Source organism: Curtobacterium sp. KBS0715, from assembly GCF_005938005.2.
Taxonomy (GTDB): Bacteria; Actinomycetota; Actinomycetes; order Actinomycetales; family Microbacteriaceae; genus Curtobacterium; species Curtobacterium flaccumfaciens.
Window position 1 is genome coordinate 1,849,230 of record NZ_VCCA02000001.1, and the last position, 16,799, is coordinate 1,866,028.

Annotated in this window: 12 protein-coding genes; 4 read left to right on the top strand and 8 right to left on the bottom strand. The window is 67.1% G+C overall.

Features of this window, described 5'->3' with window-relative positions; translation table 11 throughout:
- The first annotated feature begins 15 nt into the window (after positions 1-15).
- The 4 genes from FFG40_RS08905 (at position 16) to FFG40_RS08920 (ending at position 5,634) form a co-directional block, all read left to right on the top strand.
- Positions 16-1,650 carry an Eco57I restriction-modification methylase domain-containing protein gene (locus tag FFG40_RS08905; RefSeq protein WP_138802922.1) on the top strand — a complete coding sequence of 545 codons (1,635 nt, stop codon included), beginning with the start codon at positions 16-18 and terminating at the stop codon, positions 1,648-1,650.
- A gap of 406 nt (positions 1,651-2,056) precedes the next feature.
- Entirely contained in the window at positions 2,057-3,682 is a 1,626-nt protein-coding gene (locus tag FFG40_RS08910; RefSeq protein ID WP_185974145.1) for a DUF6119 family protein, read from the top strand.
- Between the two features lie 53 nt (positions 3,683-3,735).
- Positions 3,736-4,212: a hypothetical protein gene (locus tag FFG40_RS08915; protein WP_138802924.1), complete on the top strand. Its 477-nt coding sequence runs from the start codon at positions 3,736-3,738 to the stop codon at positions 4,210-4,212.
- Between the two features lie 396 nt (positions 4,213-4,608).
- The gene (locus tag FFG40_RS08920; RefSeq protein ID WP_138802925.1) at positions 4,609-5,634 is read left to right on the top strand and encodes a S66 peptidase family protein; all 1,026 of its coding nucleotides are present in this window, start codon (positions 4,609-4,611) and stop codon (positions 5,632-5,634) included.
- A 424-nt stretch (positions 5,635-6,058) separates the two neighbouring features.
- Here FFG40_RS08920 and FFG40_RS08925 read toward each other — a convergent pair whose 3' ends face one another.
- The 8 genes from FFG40_RS08925 to FFG40_RS08960 all read right to left on the bottom strand — a co-directional run bounded on the left by FFG40_RS08925 (position 6,059) and on the right by FFG40_RS08960 (position 16,686).
- A complete protein-coding gene (locus tag FFG40_RS08925) occupies positions 6,059-6,415 on the bottom strand; it encodes a hypothetical protein (protein WP_138802926.1) in 357 nt (118 codons plus the stop codon).
- Positions 6,412-6,687 (bottom strand): hypothetical protein, encoded by a 276-nt coding sequence (locus tag FFG40_RS08930; protein WP_138802927.1) that lies wholly within the window; start codon positions 6,685-6,687, stop codon positions 6,412-6,414. The genes FFG40_RS08925 and FFG40_RS08930 overlap by 4 nt, the downstream gene beginning before the upstream one ends.
- Before the next feature lie 230 nt (positions 6,688-6,917).
- Entirely contained in the window at positions 6,918-7,223 is a 306-nt protein-coding gene (locus FFG40_RS08935; RefSeq protein WP_138802928.1) for a hypothetical protein, read from the bottom strand.
- 358 nt (positions 7,224-7,581) lie between these two features.
- Positions 7,582-8,244, bottom strand: coding sequence for an ABC transporter ATP-binding protein (locus tag FFG40_RS08940; RefSeq protein ID WP_138802929.1), 663 nt, complete (start codon positions 8,242-8,244; stop codon positions 7,582-7,584).
- Positions 8,241-9,533, bottom strand: coding sequence for a hypothetical protein (locus FFG40_RS08945; RefSeq protein ID WP_138802930.1), 1,293 nt, complete (start codon positions 9,531-9,533; stop codon positions 8,241-8,243). The genes FFG40_RS08940 and FFG40_RS08945 overlap by 4 nt, the downstream gene beginning before the upstream one ends.
- Entirely contained in the window at positions 9,521-10,426 is a 906-nt protein-coding gene (locus tag FFG40_RS08950) for a hypothetical protein (RefSeq protein ID WP_138802931.1), read from the bottom strand. Before FFG40_RS08950 ends, FFG40_RS08945 begins: the two co-directional genes overlap by 13 nt.
- Before the next feature lie 278 nt (positions 10,427-10,704).
- Positions 10,705-14,550 (bottom strand): TIM-barrel domain-containing protein, encoded by a 3,846-nt coding sequence (locus FFG40_RS08955; RefSeq protein ID WP_221935164.1) that lies wholly within the window; start codon positions 14,548-14,550, stop codon positions 10,705-10,707.
- 330 nt (positions 14,551-14,880) lie between these two features.
- Entirely contained in the window at positions 14,881-16,686 is a 1,806-nt protein-coding gene (locus tag FFG40_RS08960; RefSeq protein WP_138802932.1) for a histidine-type phosphatase, read from the bottom strand.
- Positions 16,687-16,799: the final 113 nt, after the last annotated feature.

Consider the following 16,799-nt stretch of genomic DNA (forward strand, 5'->3'; position numbering starts at 1 on the left):
GGTATCATGTGAGACGTGCGTACCCGTGAAGCTGTCAGTCCAGAGAAGCTGCGAGGCGGGTTCTACTCACCGGAGATCCTCGTAAAGCTTTGTCTCGATCGAGTCCAGACGCTCCTGGCGAGTCGCGATGGGCTCCGGGTCTTGGAGCCTACCGCTGGGGATGGCGCGTTCCTTCGTGGGCTACAGGCGCACGCGCTCGGCTCGAGGGTGGGTCACGTCGAGGCGATCGAATTGCTCGATTCTGAGGCGACCAAGATTGATCGCTTCCTGGATCGGTCTGAGCTGCCCGGGCGGGTGCTGAACGCGAACGTTCTTGAGTGGTACACCGCGGGCAATACGCGCGACTACGACGTTGTGCTCGCGAATCCGCCCTATGTGCGGTTCCAGTTCATCAACGACGAAGACAAGCAACGCGCGAAGGATCTCAGTTCCGAGCTTGGGGTTGTCGGCTCATCAGTGTCTAATCTGTGGATTCCAGTGTTCCTCCTCGCGCTCAACTCCCTTGCTGACGGTGGCGTGTTCTCGGTCATTCTCCCAACGGAATTCTTGACAGGAGTGTCAGCGAGTCGTGTTCGTGGTTGGCTGCTCGACAACACGACCGACCTGTCGATTGATCTATTCAAGCCGGGCTCCTTCCCTGCTGTACTACAAGAAGTGTTGGTGTTGTCTGGCCGTCGCACGTCCGCAAACCAAACGTCCACTGTCGAATTCGCCGACCATAACGGTGGAAGTCACACTTGGACGCATGTCGTAGATCGCGATGCCAAGACATGGACGGCATACCTTCTGTCGCCGGCGGAGGTAGAGGCGTACCGCTTCGCACAGGCACTCAAGTCCGTGGACACGCTCGGCCGAGTCGCACGTTTCAGTGTGTCGACCGTGACCGGCGCCAACGCGTACTTCTGCTTATCAACGAGCGAGGTCCGAGCGCACGAGCTGGAGCCGTGGGCGCTGCCACTGCTCGGCAGATCACGTCAGGCGCGGGGCCTCTTTTTCACCGGCGAAGATCACGGACTGCTTGCTGATGAGGATCAGCCTTCCTGGATCCTGAGCTTCGCGGCGAACCGCCCCGACCCGACCAAGGTCCGCAAGGCGCTTGAATACATCCACAGGGGTGAATTGCTCGACATTCACACCAGGTACAAGACAAGGATTCGCACCCCGTGGTACCGCGTGCCGATCGTGTCGGCGGGGGACTTGCTGTTGTCCAAGAGGTCGAACGAGTTTCCCCGCGTGATCGCGAACCACGCAAAGGCAATCACGACCGACACCATTTACAAAGGGCAGGTGCTCGCTAGTAGCGGCGTCACCGCGAACGACGTAACGGCTTCGTTCCACAACTCGCTAACCCTGTTGTCGGCCGAGATCGAGGGCAGGAGCTTCGGCGGCGGCGTACTCGAGCTCGTCCCCAGCGAGGTCTCTGCGCTGCTAATCCCAACGTCCCCAGAGATGCACGAGCACCTGCCTCGGCTCGATGCCACCTACCGAGAATCCCGCGACGGCGCAGCGCTGATCGAAGCGACGGATGGTGCGATTGAGGATCTGGTCCCGGAACTCACGCAAGACGTCATGGACTCACTGCGAGGGGCGCGAGACTCGCTCCTCACGCGTCGGATCGTTCGATCGACATCCGAGTTCTACGAGGACTAGCGTTCAGATTCCGCTGTGGCGTAGTGCACCGAACGCTCGTCTTCAGACACTTGGGACTACTGCAGGCTCGGTTGACGTCCTTGACGAGCCCTATGGCCTGGTTACCCGTTTCAGGCGGGTATGGGTGTTCGTAGTGAAGGGTAGTTCGTGTTCGATGGGTGTGGCATTTTGAACGCGTCCGCTCGTCGGAGCGGCCTGTTGTGCCGCAGGTCGCGAAGGACTTCGAGGAAGCAGTAACGAACTGGGTCGGACGGACGGATGTCGACGACGGGCGGCCCCGTGTTCAGAGCACTGAATCACAATGGTTCGATTCGTCCACTTCCACTCGGGGCGGAAATGCTGTATACCGTCTCAGGGGTCCCGCCAGGACGGGGACCTTTGCCTAACGTGGGGGAGGGTGGGCTGCATGGCAGACATCGAGACGGTTCAGACAAAACGAACGACGTTGTATCGAATGATCGACGGAACAACCGTTGACACAGTCTTCATCCCGGAGAAGATCGAGGACCCCGATCGCTTCAGAATCGACGATGTCGATCTTGGCGGACGTGAGGCGCGCCTTGTGTTGGGGTCGTCGTCGTCCTCCGCAAAGTGGACGAGCGACGTCGCGCTCCTGATTGGTCAGCCTGTAGACGCGGCGTCGAGTTCGCCTGGAGCGGCGCTCGCCATCCCCGACAACCATGGGTCGGTTTGGGTGTTGACGTGGGGAACAGGGTTCCACTACGTCGATGCTGAGCGCGTCGATTACGCATTCGGACCCGGAATCGTTGCCCGTTCGGCCATCGCGGACTCCGTGAAGTCGGTCACGAAGACCGTGCTAGATCATCGCGCTCGCGTTGACCGGAGCTCGTTGCCGAACGGGAGTACGGTTCGCGACTTGGGTGTCGATGGGTACGGTGAAGTCGTGAGCCGGATTGAGGCGAAGGCCCAGATTCCAGGGCTCAGCGTCGGTGAAGGGATCATCTCGATCCGAGCAGCTGAGTCCCTCAACCTCCCGTTGGCGAAGAGGGCAGACAGACTTCTCGCGGATCTAGACGTCCTGGTCGGCCTCACGACCAAGGATGTTCGCCCCGGACTCGAGAGCGTTGAACAGCTCATCGCGCTGAAGCCGCGCGACCAACGAGCCGCCGGCTTGGAAGACAAGCTGCTGGACGAGATTCTCTCCGACGACCCGAAAAGACTCGGCTTGTCCTGGCCGCACGAGCGGCTCGATCTCTACGGACCGGTCGCCGGTTCTAAGGTGCTCGGATTCGGCGATCGAACTGCTCGGGTTTCTGGTGATGTGCCCGAGCTCGATGAGGTCTTGCAGTGGTTGCGAGAGATTCCTCGCAGTGAACTGAGGACCCGTCTCGACACGATCCGCGTCGTGTTGTACAGCAGTCCGGACCTCGAGCCAGAGACGCGTGTCTCAAACGACGTGCCGCTATGGAGGTGGCTGGCGTTTGAGGTCCGAGAGGACGAGAAGCGTTTCTGCCTTCACGACGGGAAGTGGTTCCGGATGGATGACCGGTATCTTGCGCGCATCGACGAGAGGGTCGAGGAAATACTCGCCCGCGACGCACCCGTGAAACTCCCGGCCTGGCCGGCTGACGAGGACGAGCGCGAATACAACCTGCGGGCGGCCGCGGAGGTAGGCGGCTTGAGCCTTGATCGGAAGCTGATCCAGACGCCGCTTCATAGGGGAGGGATCGAACCGTGTGACATCTTTGTGCCGGAGGGCACCCTCGTCCACGTCAAACGACGACGAAGCTCGGCTGACTTGAGCCACTTGCTCGCACAGGGACTTGTATCCACCGACGCACTCGCAGGCGATGAGTCTGCGCGAGCGGCTTGGATGAAGCGCATCGTCGAGGAGTCTGACGGCGGCATCACTCACGCAACGGTCTCGCGCGTCGTCCTAGCGATCGGCTCGTCGAAGCCGGTAATGGTCGACAACCTCTTCACCTTCACGAAGGTGAACCTCGTCAAACAGTACGACGCACTCCGAGCGCTCGACGTTGAAGTCAGCGTCGCGCGGATCGCCGAGCAGTGATGCAAGCTTCCGACGTAGCGCCTCTGCTTCCCGCCAGCTGGACGATCGAAGGCTTGGTCGACGCGGGGTTCGAGGGTTTCCGTCGGTTCGACGAGCTCCGGCTTCATCGGCCCCCTTCTGCGCCTGGTGTCTACATGGTCATTCGCGACCACACTCGAAGCCCAGGCTTCGCCAGTACCAACTCAGCTGGGAGGCATCGCGACTTCACTGAACCCGTTGAACGGCTCGCTGAGGCGTGGGTCGACGACTGCCAGGTGCTCTACGTCGGGCTCGCTCGGTCCGGGATGCGAGGCGATGGCCTCCACCGGAGGCTTAAGCAGTTCCGCCGCACCGGCGCCGGAAGAGCTGACAACCACGCCGGCGGTGTGTCGGTGTTCCAACTCGCCGACGGCGACGAGCTACGCGTGTGTTGGCGAGTGTCCGCCGATCCGTCCGATGAGGGCGTGGTGGCCGAGGAGCACGCTCTCATCGAAGGCTTTGTCCGAGGTATCGGCGGTGGAAAGCGCCCCTTCGCGAACCGGCGCGACTGAATCGGAAGTCGGAAAATTGCTGGTCAGCGCACGTTTCGGCAGCGCACCGTCCCTCGCCAGAGGATAGCCCCGGCGTCGCCAGAGGATAGGGCGACCAGGCCACCCGTCGTCCTCCGCACCACTCCAGGCATCGACGGGTTCTTAAGACAGCCCACCGAAACGTGTCTGGCACGGCGACAGAAGCCCACCGAGGATCTCGGTGGGCTTCTTCGTTCGTGTGCCTGTCGTGGGGTCGTCCGCACAGGGCTGCCTCATTGCGACGTTCAGCGGACCACCTATGTGCGACATGAGTCTTCTCGCGGATCGTCCGGTTCGAGCCCGAGTCCGAGTTGGACACCGAGGTCCGTGGGAGGACCGGCTTGCGGGACATGCTTCGGATGCCGCTACGGTCGAATCATGGCGAGCATCACCTACCCAACGCCGCTCCAACCAGGCGGGCGGATCGAGGTTCCTGCACCGTCGATGGGGGTTCCCGTGCATCTCCTCGAGCGATTGCAGACTTCGGTCGAAGCGCTCACGACACTCGGGTTCGAGACTCATGTGCGCCCGCACACGTCCACGGCTGGTCTCACGCCGGCGTCTGCCGCTGCCCGCGCCGAGGATCTGCACGCTGCGTTCGAGGCAGCCGACGCGGTACTTCCACCGTGGGGCGGGGAGCTTGCTATCGAATTGGTCGAGAAGATCGACTGGGACGCCCTCGCCGAAGCTCGCCCGTGGTTCGTGGGCTGGTCGGACATCTCCACACTGCTGCTGCCGCTGACCACGCGGACCGGGCTCGCGACACTTCACGGCGCCAACCTCATGGATGAGCCGTACGAGCTACCCAGCGAGTTCGAGCGATGGACCGACGTCGTGGCGCTTCCGCCAGGGAGCACCTTCGAGCAGTACAGCGCACCTCGCCGGCGCAGCCGCCCGTGGGGAGCGTGGGCTGATGAGCCGTTGGATCGCGAACACGCGTACGAATCCCCCACGAGGTGGCGGTCCCTCGACGGCGCGAACGACGTGACGATGCGCGGCCGTCTGATCGGCGGATGCCTCGAAACCGTGTCGCTGCTCGCCGGAACGCCCTATGGCGACGTACCTGGATTCGCGCGGAAGTACGCCCCGGAGGGCACGATCGTTTACCTCGAAGCAGCCGAGTCCAACGCGATCACCGTCCTTCGGATGCTCACCTCGCTGCGCCTCGCGGGCTGGTTCGACGACGCGAACGGTGTTCTGATCGGCCGCACCGACGGCGCGGCCGTGCCCGAACTGACCCAGGAAGAAGCCGTGCGTCGGTTGCTGGGCGACCTCGACGTGCCGGTACTCCTCGATTTCGACACCGGGCACCAGCCGCCGCAGATGCCACTCGTGAACGGCGCCCTGGCGGAAGTTCGACTCAACGGGGAGGACGGCTCGATCATGCAGCACCTGGTCCCGTAGCTCGACCGGTCAGGGATCGGCCAGCGGCCGCGGGTGAACTGCTGCGCGCTCCGCCGGAGCTCCGAACGCAACGCGGTCGTCGAGACGCGGCCGAGACTCGCCATCCTGCGGAGTCACCCGTCGAGCATGAAGGCCCAGCCGATAACGAGGAACCCCGCGATGATCAGAGTCGCGAGTCCCGTCCAGAACCAGGGCGCCCCCGGTCGTCTGGTCATTTGACCTCGTCCGAACCCGTACTCGCGGACCGTAACCACAACCGAACGGAAGAGCAGTCCCGCTCCGATGAGCCCGACGAGCACAAAGGCAGACCAGATCCACCAGGAGAACGTCATGAGTCGAGCATGCCCCACTCGTGACCGCTCCGCGTTGTGACCGGTGACCGATCGTTGAGCGGCCTTGAACCCACCGTCCCGCGGGCTCTGCGTCAGCCGCTCGGACCCAGCATCAGCGAGCCTGGAGCCGGAACGCCTCTCGCTTCGTCGAGGAAGTAGGTGACCTCGACACTCGCCAGCCTGCCGCTGGGACTGAACACAGGCAAGACCTCGATCGCAGGCTCGCTGCTGACCAGAGTAGGGACTTCCTCAGCGGCGGCAGCCGGAACCGGCTCAGTCAACGACACGTTGAAGCTTCCACATCCGCACCCGCAATTCGCAGCAACGAGCATCGTCGCCGCCTGCTGACGGAGAGCGTTCGTGCTCTCGCCTTGAGCCACGTCAGCAAGCGCATCGACGATCGCACGTTCGCCTGGCCGAGGCATCCGCAGTGCCTCGATCGATTTCACCACTTGATGATCATGGCAGAGGGGCCCGAGACGCCACCCTCGTTATGGCCGATAGATGGGACTGCTGACGGGATGGTCGCTGCCCCGAACAGCGCAACGATGAGGCCGGCAGTTGCGACCGGTGTGCGGAAGTCGTTGACGAGGACCACGGTCAGGAACGGCAGGGTGAACGCCCCGAGGTGGTTCACGGTGCGAGCGACGACGAGGATCCAAACCTCGGCCGGCAGCGCCCGCCACCGTGCAGCTAACACCCATCCCCAGTTCGAGCCCACGACGTCACGGTAGCGATCCTCAGAGACACTGCAGCCCGTAGGCGTGCAAGTTCTCGTTGAACACGTACCCGGCTGAGATGATCACGGCGACGATCCCGACCACGACGAGCGCCCAGTTGATGACCAGGTCGCCGGGAGCAGCATGCCCTCCCCGAGGTGTACTTGTGGTGCGTGTCCGGACTGACGAGCACCTCGATCGTTTCTTCTCCACCGGCGAGCTCCGCACCTGATCACGAGAGCGGCTGTCGCCGGATCCACACGGTCACCCCGAGGTGAGCGATGCCGGTCGCAGCGAGACAGACCATTGCCCACCCGATGACGCCGTGCCTGGTGACGACAAAGAAGATCCCGAAGGCGAGAACGAGGCCGACCAGGAGTGCACCGACCAGGAGCAGCAGCAGGCTGGTCACGGGGCTGGCGTTCAACCCGAGCTGCGCGTCACGCACCCAGGCCGGGTTCCGCACACGATTCACGAGGATCGCGACCGTACCCACCAGGACCGCGATGCTCGCCGCGAGCAGACCTGCTTCAGCCATGGCGAGATGGTACCGGCGAAGGTGCACGCTTCGGCTGGTCCGCGGCCTCGAACGCCCCGGCTGACGCTGACAAGATGAGTTCGTGCAGATCGAAGAAGTGGACGAGCGGCACTACGGCACGGAAGGCGAGCACGACACGTTCGTCGTGCACTTTTTCCATGCACCCAGCGGCGCGATGGTCGCGCCCGACTGGGACGCCACGAGTTGGTCGGTCAGTGTGATCCGCGTCACAGACGCGGCGTACCGTGCGGCGTTTGCCTGGAGGCCCGGTGCCAACTGGCACCGTCCCTCCAGGCTCGGCCGTCACACCGCTGGCGCGGTGCGCCGGTACCGGCTGGTGGGACCCACCTCCCGTCCGTCACGCGCCGCGTGCGATGAGTTGCTCGTGCTGCAGCTGGAGTTGCCGTCCGCACCGCTGTGCAACGCGCTCACTGTGGGTGACGATCACGAACTTGGTTCCTGCTTGCTGCAGCCGGTCGAAGAGGGCGAGCACGTCGTCTTCGGTCGTCTCGTCCAGTGCGCCGGTGGGCTCATCGGCGAGGACGACGGTAGGGCGCTTCGCGATGGCTCGAGCGATCGCGACGCGCTGCGCTTCTCCCCCCGAAAGTCGTGGTGGGCGCTTGCCAGCGAGGTGACCGATGCCGACCGCCTCGAGAGCCTCACGCGCTCGTTCAGCGGAGTCAGCGCGAGCAGGAACGCCGAGCCGGACGTTGTCGAGCACGCTGCGGTCGCCGAGGAGGCTGTGGTCTTGGGTGACGATGCCGATGTGTCGGAGTCGGTGCGCCGCCATCCTGCGTGCGGTGCGCTCGAGCACGTGCCCGTCGTGCTCGTAGGTCCCGCCGAAGTCGGTGTCGAGGCCGGCGAGGATCCGGAGCAGCGTGCTCTTGCCGGATCCGCTGCGCCCGGTGATCGCTACGGAGCGATCGTCTTCGCGAAGGTCGAAGTCGAGTCGGTCGAACAGTGCTCGGGTCGTTCCGTCGGGCTCGGTGATGGTCTTGGAGACGTCGCGCAGCACGATCATCGTGGGGTACCTCTTCGGCGTTGGGTGGTCAGTTCGATGCGGACGGCTCGTCGACCGAGTGCGCCGTCTGCCACACACCAGAGGAGCAGGGCGGTGCCGGCTCCGAGTCGTGCCATCGCACTGTCGTTGGGGAGCAGCGCGCTGGACGCGAGGAACAGCCCGAGCGCGGCGGTGTACTCGGTCAGGCGGCTTGCGCGGAACAGTCGGTTCGTCGCGTCCGGGCTCCTCCCGAGGAGATGGTGCACCCGCGCCACTGGCGCACGACGGTGATGCAGGAGCCGGTGGAGGAACGCCGTGATGATGCTCACGCCCGCGCTGAGGACGACGAGCAGCGCGGTGACGAGCACCAGGTTGTCCTGGATGAGCTGGCGAACGAGGGAGAGCTGCACGAGGTAGGTCGGTACTCCGAGCAACGTGTACGACCGGAAGCCGGTGTCGTCTCCGATTGCGTCAAGACGCGCGACGACGCCTGCGAAATCGAGGCTGGGATCGACGGCGAGGTCGGCGTTGAGCACCTGGAACACCAGGCGCCCGAACAGCTCGGGATCCAACCGGTCGAGTGCTGCTCGGTCGAGTCCGGCGAGTGTCGGCGGGTAGGGCACGATGACGGTGTCATCGAGGTAGTGGGTGGCTTCACCGCGGAAGTACACGGCGCTGTTCGGTTCGAGGAAACCGACGACTTCGAGCTCCTGCTCCTGCAGGATGACCGCTCCGGTGAGTCGCTCTCCGAGCTCGTACACGCCGCGGTACTCGTTGCCGAGCAGCACCGGGATCCGGCCGGATCCCCAGTCGACAGCGTCCCAATCGATCGGCACGCCGTCCTGCACGGAGAGCCCCGCGAACTCGTACGCGTTCTCGTTGAGCTGGATGGACTTGATGTCCTGAACGCTGCGGCCGGACTCGTCCTGGTACTTCCCGTTGAGCGTGTACTCGGTGCCGTAACCGACGTCGAAGCGGTCGTCGCCGCGGAAGCCCTGGACCGTGACGGGCTGGTCGTACGAGGAGATGAAGTCGAACCCGGGCTCGTCGTCGATGCGGTCGACGAACGAGGCGACGTCGTCGAGTGCGTGCTGGTCTCGCCGGATCGCTTCGAAAGCATCCGGGCCGAGATCGTCGACCACCGTGTAGAGGTCGACATCGGCATCAGCGGACAGTCCTTGGGCCACGGCCTGCGATGTGGACTGGGTGAACGACGCCACGTTGTACCAGCAGAGTGTGAGCAGCACGAGCAGGACGATCTTGGCGACGATGATCGTCCAGTTGGACCGGAGGTCGTTCAGCAGTTCCATCGTCGGGTTCCCTGCAAGAACGAAGCGACGGACACGGCAAGCACGACGGTTCCGACCGCGACGACTGCGGCGGTGACGTCGAGGTCGAGGATGGTGGTCTGCTTGACGACTGCCGCGCCTGCGAGGGCGATCGTGCAGGCAGCGCTGCTGATCACGCCGACCCTGGCGGCCGCGCTGCGCAGGGTGGTCAGCGGTCGGATCCCCGTGGCGAACCGGACGGCGGCAGCGCGGAGTTCCCATCGTCCAGCTTGCAAGCCAGCGATCAGGGCGATGAGTGCGACGACGAGCACGCCGAGCGTGACCAGGACCGGAGACACCGCGTCGACGTTCGTTCTGCGGTTCGTGCCGTCGTCGATGATCTCGACGCTTCGTCCGGGGAATCGTGTGCTGTAGTGGCGGACGCTGTTCGGGCCGTCCAGGAGTAGTCGCTGTGGTGACGCGGAGAACCGCGACGAATCGGCGATGATCACGTCATCGGACAGCAGGCTGTCGGCCCGGACGCCGAGACGCCCCACCACCTCGTACGTCGTGCCATCGACGGTGATGTCCTCGCCGCGGACGTCGACGGCAGCGCCGACGAGGGCCTCACCGGGACGCCCGGTCAGAGCGTGCCCGTCGTGCAGCGGAACGTCTGTCCACTGTCCGGACAGGACCACGACGGCGCGGACGTCTCCGTCCAGACCCACGAACACCTTCGTCCCCGGTTCGAACGCGCTCCGCGCACGCTCGAGATCGTCGAGCGTCGCGGTCACCCACGCGCTCTGGCCCGTGCGGAGGTCATTGCCTTCCGAGGCGATGACACGTCGGCGAGCGTCGAACACCCCGATCAAGACCGTCAACAGCATGGCCAGCAGCAGCAGGCCCGCGATCGCCGTGATCTGTTGTTTCGTCACGTCTTCTCCTCACGCCTCGGACGGTGCGCGTCACCAGCCGTTAACATGTCAGACGTCGGAGGTTTTGCCTAGGAGCGTGTCGTAGTCGCGCCCGTCCTGCGGACGCGTGATCGGGACCTGCAGCGCGACCAAGGATGGACTGGAGGCCCGGTGCCAGCTGGCACCGGGCCTCCAGGCTCGGCCGTCACCCCGCTGGCGCGGTGCGCCGGTACCGGCTGGTGGGGCCCACCTCCCGTCCGTCCGTCATCCGCTCGTGACGGGTGACCGCTCAGGCGGGCTCAGACACGCGCCCGGCGTCGCCGGCTCCGCAGCGTCCACACGAGTCCACCGGCCGCGAGCAGTGCCGCCGCCAACAGCCCGAGGGGGAGCAGGTTCGCGCCCGTCCAGGCCAGTGCGTCGCCCGGGTCGCTGCCCGCATCCGCGCCGCCGTTGCCCGGCGCTGCCGCGCCCGGTGCACCGGATCCGCTGTCACCCGGCGTCGGAGCGCCGCTGCCCGGCGTGCCTGCACCCGGCGACGTGGTCGGCACCGGAGCAGCCGCAGCCACCACGGTGAAGGCGGCCCGAGCCAGGGCCACACCGTCGACCGATGCGGTGACGGTCACCCGACCGGACGCCGTGTTCGGCACCCGCAGGTCGGTCGAGAACGCACCACTCACGTCGGTGTGCGCGGTGGCACCACCGATGCGTGGCGCGGTCGCCAGCGCCACGTCGGTGTCGGCCGGGAAGCCGGCGCCGGTCACGGTCTGCGTGTCGCCCGCGTCCGCCCGAGGCGACTCGACCCGCAGGACCGGCGTCGCCGCCGCCTTGCTGCTGAAGGCGACGACCGTTCGCTCCGTCACGGACCGTTCGTCGACCGGCACGCTGATGGTGCGCGTGGTGGCGTCGTAGGTCCAGCCGGTGCCCGCGATCACCCGACCGTCGATGGTGACGGTGCGAGGGCGGTCCGCGTTCGTGAACGTCGCCGTCCACGAGCGGTCCTGCACCTGGCCGGCGAAGGAGCCGTCGGCGGGGGCGATGGCGAGCGAGCCGCCGGTCGCCTGCTGCGTGTAGCGGACGGCGGTGGAGGCGCTGCCCGCCGCGGCCTTCGCGGACGCTGTGGCCGTGGTCATCGCGCTCGACTTCGCGGCGCCGTCAGCGGCGCTGTCCTCGCCGGCGTCTTCGTGCAGGTCGAACGAGCCGTTCGCGCCGGTCGCCACCGTCAGGGTGACGGCGTCGAGCGGGGCGGCGTCGTTCTGCACCTGCTCCGAGCGGGTGGGGACGATACCGCCGCTCTTCACGAACACCGGCATGCTGTTCAGGTCGGTCGTCACGTCGGCGGTGGTGCCTCCGGCGTGCGTCTCACCGGTGAACCAGTCGGTCCACGAGCTGCCGGCCGGGAACCAGACGGAGCGGGTCGCCTTGCCGGAGTCGTCGTTCGCGGTGGTGACCGGGGCGACGAGCACGTCCGGGCCGTACAGGTACTCGGAGCCGGCCTGGGCGTAGGACTCCTGCGCCTCGGGGTACTGCAGGTAGAGCGGCTGCAGGATCGGGGTGCCCGTCTCGGTGGCCTGGGCGGCGAGCGTGTAGGTCAGGGGGACCAGGGCCTCGCGGAGGTTCAGGAACCGCTTCGCCGACGCCTCGGCAGCGGCCGGGTACTGCCACGGCAGACGGTCGCTGTGGTTGCTGTGCAGGCGGTCGATCGGCTGGAAGGTGCCGAGCTGCACCCAGCGGGCGTAGAGGTCCTCGGGCAGCTGGGTCGTGCCCTCCTCGGCGCCCTCGATGCCGTACTGCGCACCGTTGTGGCCACCGATGTCGTGGCTGACCGAGGCCAGGCCGGTCGCGGCGGACTCACCGGGGGTGTAGCCGACCTCGGCGAGGAGCATGTCCCACGACGACGTGGTGTCGCCGGTGAAGTGCACGGTCGTGCGCTTGTCCGCCCACGGGCCGGTCGGGACCGCCTGCGGGTTGCCGTAGCCACCGGCCGTCAGCGAGCCGTACGCCCGCGAGAACGCGAGCCCCCGGCCGCCGAGCGCCTGGTTCGTGTACTCCGCGTACTGCTGGTTGATGAACGCGTCGGGGGTGACGCCGTTCGCGGAGTACTTCGAGTTCTCGCTGCAGCACCAGTCGAGCCACCACATGTCGACGCCCTTCGGCTGCAGCGAGGTGTGCAGGTCGAAGTAGGCCTTGAGCTGGTCGGGGTCGGACCAGTCGAACAGGTACCGGTCGCCGTCGCCCTTGGTGAGCTTGCCCTTCGCGGTGGCCTGGGCCTTCGCGAACTGCGGGTCCTGGCTCGAGATCGACGGGTGGATGTTGAGGGTGTTGTGGATGCCCTCGGCGTGCCAGTCGGCGAGCAGGCCGGTCATGTCCGGGATCCGGGACGGGTCGACCGACCAGCCGTTCCACTTGCTGTCGCCCTGGTTGGTGGGGCTGCCGATCTTGTAGTCGGTGTCGATCGCCATGACGTCGACGGGGACGTCCTCGTCGTCGAACTGCTTCGCGATCGCCAGGTAGTCGGCCTGCGAGCGGTCGTAGTACTCGGAGTACCAGACGCCGTACGCCCAGCGGGGGAGCAGCTTCGTCGGACCGGTCAGGACGGCGAGCTCCTGCAGGGCGTGACGGTAGTCGCTGCCGTACCCGAAGACGTAGCCGTCCTGGTAGCGCTCGCCGCCGTGGTCGCCGGCGGGGGTGACGGTGTCGCTCGCCTGGTCGTACAGCGCCGAGGCGCTGTCGTCGAGGAGTGACCAGCCGTCCTGGTAGAGCAGGCCCGGGTTCGTCTTCACCGATCCGTCGGCGGTGTCGAGGTCGCGTCGGTACCCGCCGAGCGGTGCATGTGCGGCGAGGACCGGCGACGCGGTGTCGACCACGGCGACGGTGTCGAAGTTCACGTTGCAGTTGTTCGCCACGGTCGGGCACCCGATCACGACGTCGTTCGCGCCGGCGGCCAGGTGCACCGGCACGGTGGCGGTGTTCCAGTAGTCCCAGCCGCTCGTCTTCGGGAGCGGTGCAGTGGTCGACTGCTGACCGGTCGGGGCCGCGGTGAGCGTCGGCGTCCCGGCGGAGCCGTTGGCGTAGCGGACCTGCAGGGCGTAGTCGCCCGCGGCCGGCACCCCGGTGACGTGGGTCGTCAGCTGCGCCCCGGCACGCTCGAACCCGGCGACGAAGCCGTCCCCGGCGAAGCCGTTGTGGTTCGTGGCGGTCGTCGCCGGAGCGGTGCGTGCCGAGTCCTCGGCCTGGCACACGGTGCCGAACGCGCAGTCCTCGCCGGTGACCGGGGTCGACGGTGCCGGGTAGGCGGCGCCGGTGCCGACCACGGCCAGGCTGTCGACGTTCACCCGGCCGGAGTCGTCCGCGGTGCGTTCGATGCGCACGCGGTGTTCGCCCGCCGTCAGGTCGAGCGTCGTGGCAGCGGTGGTCTTCCAGTCGTCCCAGTTCGCGCCGGCTGCGAGCCGGATCGTCTTCGCGGCACCGCCGTCGACCCTCACGCTGAGGGTGCGGGTGGCGACCTGGCCGTCGCCGCCCTGCGAGTTCGCGTAGCGCAGGGCGAGGTCGTACGAGCCGGCACGTGCCGCCGTGGTCGTGAAGGTCATCGCGTTGCCGACGGACTCGAAGCCCGCGGCGAACCCGGCTCCGGTGAAGCCCGCGTGGTCCGTCGCGAGGGACAGGCCGGTGAGTCCGAGCGCCTCGGCCTCGCAGAGCGACCCGATCGTGCACGAGGGGGTCGGCGTCGACACCCACGGCGTGCCGGTGACCCGCTGCCCGGACGCCGTGGTCACGGTGGTCCGCAGGGTGTCCTGCGTGAAGGCCCCCGAGCCCTCCTTGTACCGGACGGTCATCGCGCCCGTGTCGAGGGTCAGCCAGCCGTCCCGCTCGGTCTTCGTGAACGTCGTGGGTGCGAAGTCGTCGCGGCCGATGACGTTGAAGGTGCTGCCGTCGGTGAACTGCGAGTCACCCGCGTACTCGGTGCGGATCAGGGTGGGGGAGAGCACCTCGAACCGGGCCTGGCCCGAGACGACGGTGCGGTCGGCTGCGGGGTCCGCGGCGGCCGGGATCGCGGCGATCCCGAGCATGCCGAGGGCGGTCGCAGCGACGATGCCCGACGACAGCGCACGACGCAGCCCTCGGGATCGGAAGGAGATGGGGCGCAAGTGGGTGCTCCTCGTGGACGTCGTCGTCCATCGGGCCGTGCAACGGCCGTGACCTGCGGGCCGTCCCTGCGGCGGCCCGTTTACAACGCTGTAAACCATACGACCCGGAGGGCTCCTGAGGAAGGGGCAGCCGCGGGTCGGCTCGTTTCGCGGCTTCCGCCGCCTCGGTGAGCGGCGTGGTCGCGTCGTACGCGGCCGTGGACTCGGGCCGATGACGGACTGGAGGCCCGGTGCCAGCTGGCGCCGTGCCTCCAGTCCGTCCGTCACCCCGTTGGCGCGGGGCGCCGGTGCCGGCTGGTCATGTCGAGAAGCCGCGACTCCGCGTCGGAGTCACTCGGTGTGACGGCGTCGGCGACGCAGCACCAGGGTCCCGGCACCGGCCAGGAGGAGCAGCGTCGCGAGCAACGCCGGTCCGACAGGCGACTCCGCTCCGGTCGCGGCCAGCGTTCCCGTCGCCGTCGCCGGGGCCGTCGGTGTGCCGGCACCCTGGGTCGCCGGTGTCACGGTCGGGGTCGGCGCGGGCTCCGCAGTGGGCGTCGCGGTTGGTCCTGGCGTGGCTGCAGCGATCAGGGGGCTCTCGGTCATCGCGGTGCCGGTCAGGCAGTGCTTGAGCTCGGTCTCCTTCACCCAGTTCGACCCTGCGGCGACCGCACGGCATCCGGAGGCGAACGCGATCTCCCGCTCGTTGTAGAGCATGCGCACGAGCGGCGTGTAGGCCGCTCCGGTAGCGGGGTCGATGCCCGCTCGTGACACGACGTCCCACTGCACGTTCGCCGCCATCGGCGTCACCTGGGAGCCTCGCCACGGGTTGGTGGCGTACCCGTAGACGTCGGCGTCGGATGCCGGAGCAGCGTTGTCGGGCGCGGCGACGGTGGAACCCGGCAGACGCAGCAGCGCAGCGAACGGGATGATCGTCTCGGCGTGCGCGAAGCGGAAGGTCGCGACCACGTCGCCGCCGGCGATGCGGGCGTCGATCGTGGCGAAGAAGTCGTCGAGCAGGGGCTCGGCGATCGAGTAGGTCTCGTCGTGCCCGGCGAGGCTCGGGCCCTTCTCGTAGAAGTCCTCGGCGTCGAGCAGGTACGCGAACCACTCGGCATCGGCCGGCCGGCCAGCGAAGTACTGGGCGAAGTCGAACACGTGCGGAGCGACGTTCTCCTGTTGCATGTCGGCCGCGATGATGTACAGGTTGTAGAGCGACATCGCCGCATCGACGGTGCTCTTGATCGACTTCTTCGGATCGCCGCAGGCATCGGGATCGGCCTTCGTGTCGGCGCCGGGCGCGCACGCCACCGCGCCGCCCTTGGAACCATCGGCGGTGTTGTACCAGGTGTGCGCCTTGTCCGTGCCGATCGCGGCGATGAACCCGGGCGTGAAGATGCCGGAGAGCAGGTCCTGCGCCGCTTCGACCGATCGCGGCTTCGCCTCGATGTACTGCAAGGCCGCCGCGATCGTGCCGCCGTCACCGGTCTGTGCGGCGACGTAGTCCTCGTACGCCTGGGCGCGCTCGCGCTCGGGCGACCCCTCGGCCTTGTCGGTGCCGTCCGGGTTCTCGACGTCGTGGAAGTAGAGCAGATCAGGTCGCGGTTCGAGCTCGACGCCCGCGGCCCCGAAGCCCCGCAAGAAGTTCTCGCCCGACTCCGCGGCGCGAGACTCACCCGAGGTCTCGGCGACCACTCGCCCGCGCGTCTTCGCCGCAGCTGCGAACAGCTGCTCGTTGCGCTGCGCGGCTCGCGCTCCGATGCCCTGGTGCTGGGCGGCGCCCTGACCGGTGAGCATGCCGTAGCCGTTCGCGACGTTCGCCGCGGTGATGGCATCGAGGTTCGCGGAGAACTCCTTCCCGATCTCGGGCGTCAGGAACCCGTCCTCGGCCTGCGCGGTCGCGGCGAGACGGTGCAGCAGCGCGTCGTACTTGTACGCGGAGAGCCCCCGGGATCCATGTCGGGCGACCGACTCCGTGGCGACGGGTGCGTAGCCCGTCGGTGCCGGCGAGTAGGCGTCGATGTCCGACTGGGTGGGGGCGATGTACGGCTGCTTGCTGCTGTAGGAGCTGGCCTCGTCGGCGTGCGCCGGCACCGCGAACACCAGCGAGGCGAGTGCAGCGACGGCAACGCAGGACAGTGCGGTGCGGGTGTTCATGGGTCCTCCGGTATCGGGACCCTCGGGTGGCGGTCCGACAAGCAGAGGTAGCGGCAGCGGGTGAACAGCCCTTGACCTGGGGGTGACCGGACGGTGCTGCCGGACACGGCAGC

Bases quoted from the DNA above. Each gene is read 5' to 3' on its own strand.
- FFG40_RS08960 (WP_138802932.1), bottom strand. From the start codon at position 16,686: ATGAACACCCGCACCGCACTGTCCTGCGTTGCCGTCGCTGCACTCGCC.
- FFG40_RS08910 (WP_185974145.1), top strand. From the start codon at position 2,057: ATGGCAGACATCGAGACGGTTCAGACAAAACGAACGACGTTGTATCGA.
- FFG40_RS08940 (WP_138802929.1), bottom strand. From the start codon at position 8,244: ATGATCGTGCTGCGCGACGTCTCCAAGACCATCACCGAGCCCGACGGA.
- FFG40_RS08920 (WP_138802925.1), top strand. From the start codon at position 4,609: ATGGCGAGCATCACCTACCCAACGCCGCTCCAACCAGGCGGGCGGATC.
- FFG40_RS08945 (WP_138802930.1), bottom strand. From the start codon at position 9,533: ATGGAACTGCTGAACGACCTCCGGTCCAACTGGACGATCATCGTCGCC.
- FFG40_RS08935 (WP_138802928.1), bottom strand. From the start codon at position 7,223: ATGGCTGAAGCAGGTCTGCTCGCGGCGAGCATCGCGGTCCTGGTGGGT.